The organism is Vicinamibacterales bacterium, assembly GCA_035699745.1.
In the GTDB taxonomy this organism is placed as follows: domain Bacteria; phylum Acidobacteriota; class Vicinamibacteria; order Vicinamibacterales; family 2-12-FULL-66-21; genus JAICSD01.
Map to the genome: position 1 here is coordinate 33,084 of DASSPH010000060.1, position 14,049 is coordinate 47,132.

General features: G+C 69.1%; 15 protein-coding genes. 10 read left to right on the forward strand and 5 right to left on the reverse strand.

What is annotated here, in order from left to right; genetic code table 11:
- Positions 1-3: 3 nt before the first annotated feature.
- Both VFK57_13010 and VFK57_13015 read right to left on the reverse strand, forming a co-directional pair.
- On the reverse strand, positions 4-141 hold the full coding sequence (locus VFK57_13010) for a hypothetical protein (protein HET7696626.1): 138 nt from the start codon (positions 139-141) through the stop codon (positions 4-6).
- Between the two features lie 36 nt (positions 142-177).
- Positions 178-909 carry a methyltransferase domain-containing protein gene (locus VFK57_13015; GenBank protein HET7696627.1) on the reverse strand — a complete coding sequence of 244 codons (732 nt, stop codon included), beginning with the start codon at positions 907-909 and terminating at the stop codon, positions 178-180.
- Between VFK57_13015 and VFK57_13020 the strand changes: the two genes are divergently transcribed.
- The 3 genes from VFK57_13020 (at position 887) to VFK57_13030 (ending at position 4,461) form a co-directional block, all read left to right on the forward strand.
- Positions 887-1,810 carry a LysR family transcriptional regulator gene (locus tag VFK57_13020; GenBank protein ID HET7696628.1) on the forward strand — a complete coding sequence of 308 codons (924 nt, stop codon included), beginning with the start codon at positions 887-889 and terminating at the stop codon, positions 1,808-1,810. The two genes, VFK57_13015 and VFK57_13020, sit on opposite strands and share 23 nt — an antisense overlap.
- Before the next feature lie 75 nt (positions 1,811-1,885).
- Positions 1,886-3,109, forward strand: coding sequence for an MFS transporter (locus VFK57_13025; GenBank protein HET7696629.1), 1,224 nt, complete (start codon positions 1,886-1,888; stop codon positions 3,107-3,109).
- Between the two features lie 206 nt (positions 3,110-3,315).
- Positions 3,316-4,461, forward strand: a complete 1,146-nt coding sequence (locus tag VFK57_13030) for a DEAD/DEAH box helicase (GenBank protein HET7696630.1) — start codon at positions 3,316-3,318, stop codon at positions 4,459-4,461.
- A gap of 22 nt (positions 4,462-4,483) precedes the next feature.
- Here the strand turns inward: VFK57_13030 and VFK57_13035 are convergent, their stop codons facing one another.
- Genes VFK57_13035 through VFK57_13045 form a run of 3 tightly spaced genes read right to left on the reverse strand, consistent with a single transcriptional unit; the run spans position 4,484 to position 8,816 of the window.
- Positions 4,484-5,176, reverse strand: coding sequence for a VIT family protein (locus VFK57_13035; GenBank protein HET7696631.1), 693 nt, complete (start codon positions 5,174-5,176; stop codon positions 4,484-4,486).
- A gap of 20 nt (positions 5,177-5,196) precedes the next feature.
- Positions 5,197-8,259 carry a protein kinase gene (locus VFK57_13040; GenBank protein ID HET7696632.1) on the reverse strand — a complete coding sequence of 1,021 codons (3,063 nt, stop codon included), beginning with the start codon at positions 8,257-8,259 and terminating at the stop codon, positions 5,197-5,199.
- Entirely contained in the window at positions 8,256-8,816 is a 561-nt protein-coding gene (locus tag VFK57_13045) for an ECF-type sigma factor (protein ID HET7696633.1), read from the reverse strand. The genes VFK57_13040 and VFK57_13045 overlap by 4 nt, the downstream gene beginning before the upstream one ends.
- A gap of 129 nt (positions 8,817-8,945) precedes the next feature.
- Between VFK57_13045 and VFK57_13050 the strand changes: the two genes are divergently transcribed.
- The 7 genes from VFK57_13050 (at position 8,946) to VFK57_13080 (ending at position 13,983) form a co-directional block, all read left to right on the forward strand.
- Positions 8,946-9,506, forward strand: a complete 561-nt coding sequence (locus tag VFK57_13050) for a hypothetical protein (GenBank protein ID HET7696634.1) — start codon at positions 8,946-8,948, stop codon at positions 9,504-9,506.
- Between the two features lie 69 nt (positions 9,507-9,575).
- Complete coding sequence (locus VFK57_13055; protein ID HET7696635.1) at positions 9,576-9,971, forward strand: hypothetical protein; 396 nt, start codon at positions 9,576-9,578, stop codon at positions 9,969-9,971.
- A 12-nt stretch (positions 9,972-9,983) separates the two neighbouring features.
- Complete coding sequence (locus VFK57_13060) at positions 9,984-10,280, forward strand: hypothetical protein (protein HET7696636.1); 297 nt, start codon at positions 9,984-9,986, stop codon at positions 10,278-10,280.
- A gap of 32 nt (positions 10,281-10,312) precedes the next feature.
- A complete protein-coding gene (locus VFK57_13065) occupies positions 10,313-11,239 on the forward strand; it encodes an FAD:protein FMN transferase (protein ID HET7696637.1) in 927 nt (308 codons plus the stop codon).
- Positions 11,232-11,888 (forward strand): hypothetical protein, encoded by a 657-nt coding sequence (locus tag VFK57_13070; GenBank protein ID HET7696638.1) that lies wholly within the window; start codon positions 11,232-11,234, stop codon positions 11,886-11,888. Before VFK57_13065 ends, VFK57_13070 begins: the two co-directional genes overlap by 8 nt.
- Positions 11,889-11,900: 12 nt before the next feature.
- Positions 11,901-12,569 carry a response regulator gene (locus VFK57_13075; GenBank protein ID HET7696639.1) on the forward strand — a complete coding sequence of 223 codons (669 nt, stop codon included), beginning with the start codon at positions 11,901-11,903 and terminating at the stop codon, positions 12,567-12,569.
- Positions 12,562-13,983 (forward strand): ATP-binding protein, encoded by a 1,422-nt coding sequence (locus VFK57_13080; GenBank protein HET7696640.1) that lies wholly within the window; start codon positions 12,562-12,564, stop codon positions 13,981-13,983. Before VFK57_13075 ends, VFK57_13080 begins: the two co-directional genes overlap by 8 nt.
- Positions 13,984-14,049: the final 66 nt, after the last annotated feature.

Genomic DNA, 14,049 nt, shown 5'->3' on the forward strand with positions numbered 1-14,049 from the left:
TGGTCAGTCCGCCGATCGAACAGCCGTCAGATTGACGCCCACCACTCCATAGCGCCGGGCCGTGCGCTCCTTCGAGGTGCCGGCGAAACAGTCGAAGCGCCGGGTGATGGCGACCTCGCCGAAACCGCGGCCGGCGAACACGTCGATGAGCTCTGCTTCCAGCAGAGCGCCGGCGATTCAACCGGTCCACAGATCGACGTCTCGAAGCGCGCTCTCCGGCAGCGTCTCGCTGATGATGATGTCCGCGATCTGCACGCGACCGCCCGGCTTGAGCACGCGGGCAATTTCGGCGACGGCGCGTTCCTTGTCCGGCACGAGGTTCAGCACGCCGTTGGAGATCACCACGTCGGCGCTACGATCGTCGACCGGCAGGCTCATGGCGTCTCCCTCGCGCACCTCGACGTTCGCCAGTCCGGACGCGGCGGCCCCCTCGGATGCCCGGCGGCGCATGGCCGCCGTCATGTCGACGCCGATCGCGCGGCCGGCCGGTCCGGTACGCTTCGCAGCCAGCAGAAGATCCATGCCGGCGCCGCAGCCGATGTCGATGACCGTGGCGCCGTCAGGGATCCGGCCAATCGCATGCGGGTTGCCGACGCCCGCAAACGAGGACGTGACCTCCGCGGGAAGCTCCGCGATCTCGGCCGGCTCGTACCCCAGCACGCCCGCGGCGTATTGCGGGCCGCGGTGAAAATGGAAATCACCCCCCGGCGACGCCGCGACCCGACCGTAGATCGTCTGCACTTCCGAACGGAAGGTTGCCACGTCGAAACCGATTGGGCAGGTGAGAGCCACACACACCTCCTGGAATGCCGGCCATCGCCACGATACGAACATCGCACACGATTCGTCCAATGAAATGATCGAATCCGGCTGATAGACTGAATGAATGGAACTGCGCCAGCTGCGCACCTTCGTGGCGGTCGCCGAACTGCGTCACTTCGCCCGCGCGGCCAGTCTCTGCAGTCTGTCACAGCCCGCCGTGTCGCATCAGATCGCGCTGCTCGAGGAGGAGCTGGGCGCGCGGCTGCTGAACCGCGCCGCGCGCCGCGTGTCCCTGACGGTCGCCGGCGAGGTCTTTCTCGAAGAGGCGCGGCGGATCCTCGCCGCGGTCGACCGCGCCCGCGAGCGCATGGAAGAAGTGGCACGCGGGGCGGTCGGCCGCATCCGCCTCGGCGCCACGGCGACGCCCGGTCTCTATCTGCTGCCGCCGGTGCTGGCCAGGTATCGCGGCGACCATCGTCCCTACGACCTGCGATTGGAAATCGGCCCGATCCACACGATTGTCGAGCGTGTCGCCCGCAACGATCTCGACATGGCCATCGTCGCCGGCACGCTGCCCTCGGCCGAGTTGCGATCCCGGAGCCTCTCTGAAGACGCGTTGGTGGTGGTCGCGCTCCCCAACGACCCGCTGGCGCGCGCGCGGACGCTGAAGCCCGCACAACTGGAGGGCGAAACGTGGCTGCTGCGCGAGGAGGGCTCGGATACGCGACGGCAGACGACGGCGTGGTGGCACCGGCACCGCCTCGCGCCGGCGCGGACGATGACGTTCGACCACCCCGACGCGGTCAAGCGCGCCGTGATGGGCGGCCTCGGCATCGCCATGGTGTCCCGGCTCACCGTCGCCGAAGAACTGGCCGGGCGCCGCCTGGCGGCGTTGCCGGTCAAGGCGGCGCTGCCGGCCCGCAACATCCTGGTCATCGACCATCCGCAGAAACATCACGGCGCGGCATGCCGCGCGATGCTGCAGCTGCTCGAGCGAACGTTCCCCGTGCGCCCCGCCGCCGGCCGGACCGGCCGCACGCCTGCCTAGGGATTCATCACGTCTATCGGAACAATCGCATCGTTTCATTGGACGAATCGAGGCCGCGAATCGTAGGCTGGCGGTGTGGAACGCCGGCTCGGCATCCGGGAGAACCGGGCGCAATTCTCGCTGCTCGTCCTCGTCAACTTCTGCGTGGGCGGAATGGTCGGTCTGGAACGGACGGTGGTGCCGCTGGTGGCCACCGAGGAGTTCCACCTCACGTCCGACACGCTGATCTTCTCGTTCATCGTGGCCTTCGGCCTGGTGAAGGCGCTGTCGAACGTCGCCTCGGGCTTCCTCGCGGATCGATTCACGCGGAAGGCGATGCTGATCGCCGGCTGGGCGATCGGCCTGCCCGTTCCCTTCATGCTCGCGTGGGGCCCCTCGTGGACGTGGATTGTGGCGGCGAATGTCCTGCTCGGCGCCAACCAGGGATTCACCTGGTCGATGACGGTGGCGATGAAGAACGACCTCGTCGGGGCGCGGCAGCGCGGGACGGCGATGGGTCTCAACGAGTTCGCCGGCTATGGCGGCCTCGGAGTCACGGCGCTGCTCACGGGCTACATCGCCGCCCGGACCGGGCTCCGGCCGGAACCGTTCTACCTTGGCATCGTCTACGCGATCCTCGGACTGGGTCTGTCGGTGCTGGCGGTTCGCGACACCAGCGGATTCCTGCGGGACGCCGCACCGCCGGCAGCCCCGGAGGTCCGCCCGTCCGGAACGCTCGATGCGGCATCGGCGAGACGGACGATGTTCGGCGTGTGTCAGGCTGGATTGATCAACAACCTCAACGACGGGATGTCCTGGGGCGTGCTGCCGCTGCTGTTTGCCGCGCACGGCCTGGCGGTCGATGAGATCGGCATCATCAAAGCGATCTATCCGCTGACCTGGAGCGTCGGCCAGCTCGCGACCGGTGCGCTCGCCGACCGCGCCGGCCGGCGTCCGCTGATCCTGTGGGGCATGATCGTGCAGGCGTTCGCGCTCGGCGTGATTGGTGCGGGCATGCCGTCGACGTACGCGAGCGGCGCGCTCGGAGCCGTTCTGCTCGGAGCGGGGACCGCCATGGTGTATCCGGCCCTGCTGGCTGCGGCCGCGGAGATCTCGCCCGCGAGCCGGCGCGCCACCACCCTCGGCTGGTATCGGTTCTGGCGCGATCTGGGCTATCCCGCCGGAGCGCTGCTCGCCGGCGTGGTGAGCGCGCGGTTCGGCCTGGTCTGGGCCGTCTACCTCGCCGGCGTCCTCACGTTCGCGTCAGGAGCGATCGCGGCGCGCACCATGAGTGCGAAGCACGACGTGATACACTGCTGAGGATCGGATCTTCCCACGCGCTCTGCCGTCTGTAAGCGTTGCCGGCCTCTGGCACGGTCCTCCTTATATCCAGCCTGGCTCCGAGTCGAATCCGCCCGAGACACATCGTTTCGGTGAGGCGCGCGTCCGCCATGCCGGCGGCGAGGCGTCCACACATGCCCGCATCGCGCCGCTGGGAAACCGCTCCCGGGCACTCGAGGATCTTCATGTTTTCGCAACTCGGGCTCGGCCCCACGGCCTGCGCCTCTCTCGCACGACTGGGCTACGAGACCCCGACGCCGATTCAACGCCAGGCGATTCCGCTCGTGCTGAGCGGCGTCGATGTGCTCGCGCGCGCCCAGACCGGCACCGGCAAGACCGCCGCCTTCGGCCTGCCGACGATCGAGCGACTTCTCGCGCGCGAACGGGGCACCGCTCGCCGGCTTCCCGCGGCTCTCGTCCTCGTTCCCACCAGGGAACTCGCGGCGCAGGTGCACCAGGCGCTCTCGGGCTACGCGGCGTCGACGCCGCTTCGTGTGGTCGCGATCTTCGGCGGTGTCGCGATGCACGCTCAGGTGCAGGCGCTTCGGCGCGGCGTCGACATCGTCGTCGCGACGCCAGGGCGCCTCATCGATCATCTGCAGCGGCGGACGATCGACCTGGCCGGCATCGACGTGCTCACGCTGGACGAAGCGGATCGGATGCTGGATATGGGGTTCCTGCCGGCGCTGACCCGCATCGTGGCGGCGCTCCCTCGCCGCCGGCAGACGCTGCTCTTTTCCGCGACGCTGTCCGATGCCGTCGCCGGCCTCGCCGCCGGGTTCACCCGTGACGCCGTACGCGTCGACGTGTCGCCGCGGCAGGTGGTCGCCGCCACCGTGACCCATCAGGTGCACGACGTCACAGTCGATCGCAAGCGCGACGTGCTCACCCGCATCCTCCAGCAGCACGCCGGCGGTCAGGCGCTCGTCTTCTGCCGCACCAAGCGCGGCGCGAACCGCGTCGGCGAAGATCTGGACCGCCGCGGCGTCCGCGCCGGCGTGATCCATGGCAACAAGAGCCAGGGCGCGCGCAGCCGCGTGCTCGAGGATTTCAAGGCCGGCCGGGTGCGCGTGCTGGTGGCCACCGATATCGCGGCGCGTGGCCTCGACATCGCGCACCTGCCGCTGGTCGTGAACTTCGATCTGCCGCTCGTCGCCGAGGACTACGTGCACCGCATCGGCCGCACCGGCCGCGCGGGGCAGCAGGGGCGAGCGGTGTCGTTGATGACGGCGTCTGAAGCGGGACTGCTGCGGCAGATCCAGCGCGTGGTCGCGGCGCCGCTCGAGCGCGTCGCGGCTCCGGCGTCGCCGAAACCGAGACACGTCGGGTAATCGAGGCCGCCCGCGCGCCGCTTCATGCGACCGCTGTGCCGAACAACCGTCCGACCAGTGCGGTCGCCAGCATGGCCAGCACACCCCACACGGTGACCCTCGCCGCGCCGGCGAGCACGGGAGCGCCGCCGACGTAGGCAGCGGTGGCGCCGAGCGCGACCAGGCACACCAGCGACACCGCTGCGACGGCCACGGCCGCCGCGCCCGCAGGCGCCAGGAGCACTGCGAGTATCGGTACCAGCGCTCCCACCGCGAAGGTCGCCGCCGACGCCAGTGCGGCCTGCAGCGGACGGGCGGCGAGTTCCTCCGTGAGGCCGAGCTCGTCGCGCGCGTGCGCCGCGAGGGCGCCGGTCTTCATCAGCTGCCGGGCGACGGTCCGGGCGAGCTCCGGTTCCAATCCTCGAGCGACGTAGATAGCCGTGAGCTCGTCTTCCTCCGCTTGCGGCTGCGTGGCAAGCTCGTGCCGCTCGCGTTTGAGATCGGCCTGCTCGGTGTCGGATTGAGAGCTGACCGAGACGTATTCGCCGGCCGCCATCGACAGCGCGCCGGCCACCAGGCCGGCCACGCCGGCGACCAGAATCCCCTGCCGCGCGGAGTCCGCAGCGGCGACCCCGATCACCAGACTCGCGGTCGAGACGATGCCGTCGTTGGCGCCGAGCACCGACGCACGCAGCCATCCGATTCGCTCGCTTCGATGACGCTCACGATGTGCCATAGTCGCCGCTGCCGGATCCGTCAGTCGCGCAGTCTGGCGTATTCCGCCCGCGCCAGCCTGATGACCGGGATATCCGCGTCGGCATTCCTCCACAGCGTCAGGAGATCCTCGTACGCGCTCTTCGCCTTCGCCTTCTCGCCGGAGAGCGCCCGCGCTCTCGCCAATTGCAGCCGCGCCATCGCGTCCATCGGATCGACGAGGACGATGCTGCGATGGGCGAGGATGCGTTCGAATTCCGCCGCCGCTTCCGCGGGTCGACCGGCGGCGAGATACGACACTCCGCGAACGTAGACCGGGTACAGCCCGCCGAAGCGGCCGACGAAACCGATGGCACCGAGCGCCAGGTCGTGCTGCGCGGCGATCTGCAGCGCCTGGAGTGCGCCTGCCGCGTCCCGATCGTTCAAGGCGAACAGGGCGCGCAGCGTCGGCAGGTACATGAACTGAACCGACGTGTCTTCGGGAAACCCGCGGGCGAGATCATCGGCCAGCGCTCGTGATTGTGCCAGGTCGCCGGCGAGAAGAAGGGCGAACGCCGCCGCATACGACACGTCGCGGCCCTTGCCGAGCGCGAGCGCTGCGCCGGCGCTCCGCCGGGCGGCGGCGGCGTTTCCGTACCAGGCCTCCGACACGGCTCTCCCCGCTTCGAACAGGCCGGCGCGTTCTCGGCGGCCGGCGCGCTGCGCGATCTCGACCGGAACGGCTGACATGCGCCGCGCTTCCTGCAGCCGCCCGGCGCGAGCCAGCGCCAGCGCTTCCAGGTGGCCGATCATGTCCGCGGTGCCGGGGTTGGCCCGCGCCATTCCTGCCGTCCGTCCAATCTCCCCTTCGTTCCCCTTCAGGAACGCGACGAAATACTCCGTCAGCAGCGAGTCGGAAAACTCCAGTTTGCGCTCACGTGCGACGCGGAGCGTCAGCAGCGCCTCCTCCAGGCGATTCAGGCGGAGCTGATTGAACGCCTTGTTGTGGTACGCCGGCGTCAAATCAGGATCCAGCGCGATGGCCTTGTCCGCTTCGGCAATGGCCATCTCGTACTGCCCCGTGCTCGACAACGCGAGCCCCGAGATCAGTCCGTGGGGGCGCGCGTCGCGCGGGTAGGTCCCGGCCCACGATTCGAGCGTACGTTGTTCCCGCGCGAGATTGCCCGTGACATCGCGCTCGTACAGCGTCTCGATGAAGAAGCGCTCGACATTGCTGGCCCGGCCGCGCAGCTGGTAGGCCTTCATGATGCTCGGCCGCGCCAGCGCCGACTCGCCGATGACGCTGTACCCGAACCCGACCTGCGCGTGACCGATGGCGAAACCCGGATCGATCTCGACGGCGCGCTGATAGAGCGGGTGACCCTTCATCCACCCGCCCGAGATGACCGCCTTCCATCCGGCGCTGTAGGCCTGCAGCGCTTCCAGCGACGGGGTCGTCGCTTCCTCGAGCGGGGTCGAATGTTCTTCGATGGTGGCGAGCGATTCTCCAACCCGCGTCCGCACCACCGTCGCGATCCGGCTCAACGTGCTCAGGACGTCCTCTTTCCGCGCCGCCTGCGCCTGCTCGTCGGCGAGAATGTCGCCGGTCGTGCAGTTCGTCGCGCGCAGGCCGAGGACGTACTGACTGCCGAGCGTCGCGATCGATCCGGCAATCACGGCCGCGCTCGCCGTCCGCACGCACACCGCTTGCGCGAGCTCGGGAGTCAGGGGCGCGTCCTCGGGCAGGTTCATCAACGGCAGCGTCCGGCGGATGCGCTGATCCGACACCAGGCCGAGAAACGGGGACTGCTCCAGCTGGACGGCCAGGCCCTGCCGCAACGTTCCGTCGAACACCGGATCTCCCGTGCGGTTGGTGAAGTCCGCGATGACGAGCGTGTCCTTGTCGGTGAGTTTTGCGGGACCTCCCCCGTACATGGCGGCCGTGACCACGGCGGCAACGAGGACGACGGCGCCGATCGACAGCCAGCGCGCGCGGCGCCGCCCGAGCATCGGCCGCTGTTCCGCTGGTGCGCCGGTCTCGAACCGCGCCCCACGATCGCGCTGCAGCCGCTGGAGGTCGGTTCGGATCTCGCTGGCGTGCTGATAGCGGCGCTCGCGATCCTTCTCCAGGCACTTGCCGATGATGCGCTCCAGTTCCTGCGGCAGCCCCGGATTCACCTGGCTCGGCGGCGCGGGGGCGCGATTCAGGATGGCGTCGAAGATCAGCCCTGGGCTGCCGCCCTGAAACGGCGGCACACCGGTCGCCATTTCGTACAACACCATGCCGAACGAGAACAGGTCGGTGCGGGCATCCAGCTCCTGCGCCCGCACCTGCTCCGGCGACATGTACGCGATCGTTCCCAGCGGACTTCCCGGACTGGTCAAGCCGGAGATCGCCGTCACGGTCGCTGCGGCCTCGGCGCCGCCGACTGCACGGACCTTGGCGAGGCCGAAGTCGAGGACCTTTGCATGGCCTCGACCGGTGACGAACAGATTCGCCGGCTTGATGTCGCGGTGGACGATCCCGGCCTCGTGCGCAGCCTCGAGCGCATCGGCGATCTCGATGCCCATCGTCAAGAGCAGGTCGAGGTCGATCGCGCGTCCGGCGATGCGATGCTTCAGCGTTGTCCCTTCGAGGCATTCCATCACCAGGAACGGACGGCCGTCCTGTTCGCCGATGTCGTGAACCGTGCAGATGTTGGGATGATTCAATGCCGATGCGGCTCGCGCCTCGCGGCGGAATCGAGCCAGCGCGTCGGCCTCCTCCGCGAACACCGGCGCGAGAAACTTCAGCGCGACGAACCGGTGCAGCCGCGTGTCTTCGGCTCTGTAGACGACGCCCATGCCGCCGCCGCCCAGTTTCTCGATGATGCGGTAATGGGAGATCACCTGCCCGGGCTGTTCGCCGGCCACGACTCTCGCGGCAACCGCCAGCGCGGGCTCGGACAGGAAGCCGCCGGCCTCGCCCGCGGACTGCAGCAGCGCACGGACGTCCCGCTCGAGGGCAGCGTCGCCGGCGCACTGCCGCTTCAAATAGGCCTCGTGCTGATCAGGCGGCAGATCCAGTACGGCCTGGAACAGGCCTTCGACGCGTTTCCAGCGTTCGGCGTCCATGGGCCGGATCAACGGGTCAATTCCTGATGCAGCCACGCCTTTGCCGCACGCCACTCGCGTTTGATCGTGCCGGTCGACAGCTTCAGGACCTTGCCGATCTCCTCCTCCGTCAGCCCTCCGAAGAAACGCATCTCGACGATGCCGGCTTTTCGCGGATCCATCTGCGCGAGGGCGAGCAGCGCGTCGTCCAGCGCCGCGAGATCCATTTCGGCCTCCCGGCCGGCCGCGACGACGACGACGTCGTCGAGCGATACGTGGTGGAGACCGCGGCCGCGCTTGACGTTGCGCCGCCGGGCGTGGTCCACGAGGATGCGCCGCATGACCTGCGCCGACACGGCAAAGAAGTGGGCGCGATCCTGCCATTGCATGCGCGTGCAGTCGGCCAGGCGCATGTAGGCCTCGTTTACCAGCGCGGTGGCCTGCAGGCTGTGCCCTGAACACTCGCGACGCATGTAGCGGCGGGCGAGACGGTGCAGCTCCTCGTAGACGACGGGCGTGAGCGCCTGAAGGGCGCCCCGATCGCCGTCGCTCCAGGCGCGGAGCAGTCCGCTGACATCGGGCTTGTGCATCAGGTGAAAACCGGGGTGATCCCTTCGAGGCGGATCTTACGCCTTTATTCGAACGGGGACCGATTTCCCCGTTCCAATCCCGCCCGCGTCCCGTGTGCGGGTTCCACCAAGCACAAAAAGGAGGCTGCAATGGGTTCCTCGTTCACTGCCGTCGTGTTCATCGGTGCTGCGTTGCTGCTCGGCGGGTGCAGTCAGGGCGCAGCACCAGCCGGGCCGACATCCGTCGCGTCCGCCGGCGCATCTCTCACGTCCTCACCGCCGGCCGTCGCGGCTGCCGCAACGCCGCGGGTGCCTCTCACCGGCACGATGCGAGGCACCGATGTCGACTCGGATCCCACCCCCACGACCATCGTCGTCACGACCGAAGGCGGCGGGACCGCCACGCATCTTGGCCAGTTCTCGTTCACCGAGCGCGTGACGCTCACCTTCGCGACCTTGACGGCCGTGGGAACTTCCCACTGGGTGGCCGCCAACGGAGACAGCTTCGATACGACGATCGAGGCGTCGGGTCAGCCAACCGGGACGCCCGGTGAGTTCAGCATCACGGACATCCACACCATTACCGGAGGGACGGGCCGATTCGCAGGCGCGCATGGCCGCTTCATCGTCGAACGCGTGGCAAGTGCCATCACGCTCACCACTTCCGGGTCGTTCGCGGGGACGATCTCATTGCCGGCGGCAGCCGACTGACGGTGTTAAGGAAGCCATAAGGTTCCTCCCTCAGACTGACGTCGATGCGTCAGCCCAAGGAGTGTGGCCATGCAACTTCCACCGAGTCGATCCGTCGTCATCATCTCCGGTCTGCTCACGCTGCTCGTCCTGGGCGGCGTGACGCTGGCCGTGGGGTTCCGTAACGGTTGGCTGCGAACCGGAGCCGACGCGGCAAGCCGCGAGATGGCTGCCGCGAGCGCGCCGCTCCAACCCGCTCAACCATCGCCTGCCGCTCCGGTTCCGGACGAGACCGCGGTCTATCGGCAGCGACTCGAGGACGCGTACCGGGCGCTCGACGAGGCGTATGCACAGATCCGCACGCTGCAATCGCCGCCGCGCCAGCTCGCCTCCGTACGCGGCGGCGACGGCGGGTACACCGGCCACGACGAGGACGACGATCGCCGCGAACGCCGGCCTCGCCGCCGCGAGTCACACGACGAGTGAAGGAAGGGGATCGTGACTCCGGTTCAGAAACCCACCGGCGCCCAGACTGCGAGCGGCGAGTGGTGGAAAGCGTGCGTGCTCCTGATCGGCCTGGCGGCGACGGCGCTCGGATGGATGGCATCCGCGCGCGGCGAACCGCCCGCCGGCAGCGCGTTCGTCGTGCCCGAGACGGCGATGCCGGTTCGCGGCGCGCCGGTCGTGCGCGCCGACGGCTCCGAACGGCGCCGCGTTCCGAGCGCCCGCCCGGTGCCGGCCATGCCGCAGAAGCCGATGTTTCAGCGGCCCGTGACGCGCACGCGCCGCTCGTGACCGTCATGCTGCACGAACATCTTTTCCGTGCGATGAACACCGGCGTCGGCGTCTGGCTCTGCTGCGCGGATGCGAAGCATGGGGCCGCCGTGGCCCCGGCAATGCGCCGGGCGGAGGAGTTCTTTCACGCCGTGGACGCGGAGTTGAGCCGGTTCCGCCCCGCATCGGCGCTCAGCGAACTGAACCGCGCGTCAGGGCAAGGACCGCGAACCGTGTCACCCATCCTCTGGACCGTGCTCGTGTCTGCACTCCACGCGGCGCACGAGAGCGGCGGCATCTACGACCCCACCATCCTCCGCAGCCTGGAGCGGATTGGCTACGACCGCAGCTTCGAGGCGATCCGTGCGGCTGGCCCTGTGGAGGGGGATCCGGCGGCGGCGTTCGGCTCGTGGCGCCGTGTCCGGCTGGACAGTGCGGCGCGGTCGGTCTCGCTGCCCGGCGATCTCGCCCTGGACCTGGGGGGCATTGCGAAAGGCTGGACCGTCGACCAGGTGGCGCTCGCGCTCGCGCCGCTCGGTCCAACTCTCGTCGATGCCGGCGGAGACTTGCGTGTCGCCGGCAGGCCCGACCGCGACCCATGGCCGATCGGCGTGCAGGATGCGTTCAATCCGGAACGAGATCGCGCCGTCGTCCGGCTGCGTGACGGGGCGCTTGCCACCAGCAGTGTCGGCGGACGCCGCTGGCAGCGCGGCACGAGGATGCTGCATCACGTGATCGACCCGCGGACGGGAACGTCCGCCGGAAGCGACCTGCATTCCGTGACCGTGCGCGCACGGACCGCGATGATCGCGGATGTCGCCGCCAAGGTGACGCTCGTCCTCGGCAGCGTCCCTGGCGCGTCCTACCTTCGGCAGCGCAGCCTGGGCGCGTGGCTGACCACCATGGACGGCCGCGACATCATCGTCGGCGAATTCCCCTGGGAAGAGGTGGAGAGCCATGCCTCGCTCCATCGTGTCTGACGTGAATGAGATTTCGCCGGGAGCCCTGCTCGCGAGTGCCGCCGCCGGTGTGACCCTGGCGGCCGGCGGCTTCGCTGTCGGCGCCGGTGCGACCGGGCTTGGCGAAGGGACGACGTCCTTCTGGTATCTGAGCCGCGCTTCCGGGTTTGTCGCTTATCTGCTGCTGTGGGGATCGGTGGCATGGGGCCTGCTGCTGAGCACCGGAATGGGGCGCAGGTGGATGCGTCCGCCCCAGTTGCTCGACGCCCACCAGTTCCTCGGTGTCGTCGGCCTCGGCTTCGGCTGTTTTCACGGCTTCGTGCTGATGGGCGATCGATACATGAGTTTTCCGCTCCAGGCGATCATCCTGCCCCTCGCCGGCAACTACGAACCCGTGCTGGTGGCGTTCGGACAGATCGCGGCGTGGCTCTCTCTCCTGCTCATCGCCAGTTTCCACGTCCGGCGTCATATCGGAGGGCGCGCGTGGCGCCGGCTGCACTATGCGAGCTTCGCCGCGTTCTGGCTGGCGTTCGCGCACGGCCTCCTCCTCGGCACGGAACGGACGACGGCCTGGGCCAACGTCCTTTACATGACGACCGCATCCGTCGTGATATTTCTGACGTTCTACAGGGTCCTTGCCACGGAGCGCCTCCGGGCGATGCTCGCCTGACCAGGAGACGACATGCGTGTGCTGATCGTCGAGGACGACCCGCTGCTCGGTGACGCTCTCGCGGCCGGATTGAAGCAGCGCGGCTTCGAGCCGGACTGGGTGCAGGATGGGCGTGACGCGCAGACCGCTCTTCGCACGCAGGCGTTCGCGGCCATCGTCCTCGACCTCGGACTTCCCGGGCTGAGCGGACCCGAGCTCCTGCAGGCCGAGCGCGCCCGCGGCAATCGTGTTCCCGTGCTGATCCTGACGGCGCGTGATGCCGTTCAGGATCGGATCAAGGGCCTGGACAGCGGCGCCGACGATTACGTGGTCAAACCGACGGACCTGGACGAGCTCGCGGCCAGGCTGCGCGCGCTGGTCAGACGCTCGAAAGGGGAGTCCGCGCCGCGCCTGCAGATCGGGGACGTGGTGCTCGACCCGGCCGCGAGGACTGTCACGCGCGGCGGGCATGTCATCGATCTGCAGCCCAGGGAATTCGCGCTCCTCCAGGAGCTGATGCTCAACGCCGGCCGCGTGCTGTCGCGCGAACAGCTCGAGGAGCGGATGTACCGCTGGGGCGAGGAGATCGAGAGCAACGCCGTCGAGGTCCACGTGCACCACCTCCGGCGCAAGCTCGGCGCGGACGTCGTGAAGACGATCCGCGGGGTGGGTTATGTGGTGCCGCGAGGCGGCCATGCGTAGACCGCGTCGACGCTCGGTTCGGCGTCAGCTCCTGGTCCTGCTCCTGGCCGCCGTGTCGCTGGCGTGGATTGCCGCCGCGGCGGTCAGTTTCCGGGACGCCCGGCATGAAGTGGCGGAGGTGCTCGACGCGCATCTCGCGCAGACCGCATCGCTCATCAGCGTGCAGCGGGACGGGCACGAGGAGGACGACGAAGTCGACACCGAACACGCGCCGGTGCTGCACCGCTACGGACGCCGTGTCATGTTCCAGGTCTGGAAGGACGGCACGAGCCTCGGCCTGCACTCGCAGCACGCGCCGGACCGGCCGCTCTCCTCTGTGACTGACGGATTCAGCGACGCGACAATCGGCGGCTCGAGCTGGCGCGTCTTCAGTACATGGGACGCACGCCGCCGCGTGCTCGTGCAGGTGGCCGAGCAGGACCGCGAGCGCGGCGAGCTGGCGACGGCAGTCGCGCGCAACTTCATCGTGCCGCTCGCCGTCACTCTGCCCGTTCTGGGCGTCGTGATCTGGGCGGCGATCGGCCGGGCCACACAGTCGCTGACCCACGTCAACCGGCAAGTCGCCGCGAGAGAGGCCGATAACCTGACGCCGCTCGACGTGGCCGACGCGCCGTCGGAGATCGGTGCGCTGGTGACGAACCTCAATCACCTGTTCGCGCGCGTTCAAGGAATGATCGAGCAGGAGCGCCGCTTCACGGCTGACGCGGCGCACGAGCTCCGGACGCCGCTCGCCGGCATTCGGGCGCAGGCGCAGGTTGCTCGCGGCGCCACCAGCGATGTCGAACGGACGCACGCACTGGACGGGGTGATGGCCGGGTGCGATCGCGCGGCGCACGTTGTCGAGCAGATGCTGACGCTCGCCCGGTTGGCCCCGGACGCGGTCTCGTTTCAGCCGGCCGCAGTTCAACTGACAGGCGTGCTGACAGCGGCCGTCGCCGACCTGGCGCCGGCCGCCCTCCTCAAACGGATCGACGTCGCGTTCCGCGCGCCGCGTCCCGCGGTCGTGCTCGGCGATGACGGCCTTCTGGGAGTCCTGTTCCGAAATCTCGTCGACAACGCGATTCGCTACAGCGCGCCGGGCACGAAGGTCGACATCGACCTCGACGTCCCGCCCGGCGGCACGGAGGCGCGCGTCCGGGTGAGGGATGGCGGGCCGGGGATGTCGGCAGAGGAGCGCGAGCGCGCCGGTCGTCGTTTCCATCGGCCTGCCGGGACCAAGCCGCCCGGCAGCGGGCTGGGGCTGTCGATCGTGCAGCGGATCGTCGATCTGCATCGGGGGACGCTCCGGCTCGCACCGCCGGCGGCGGGCGCCGGGCTCGAAGTGACCGTGTCGCTGCCGCGTGTCCTGGATGAGCCACCAGTGATGACGGAACGAACGGAACCGGCGCCGGCCCGCCGGAAGATCCCGCGGTGACCGTGGAATTCTCCCCATGCGCAGCCGCGTGCGTCCCCTGAATCGCGCCTGACCGGCGCCTGCGTG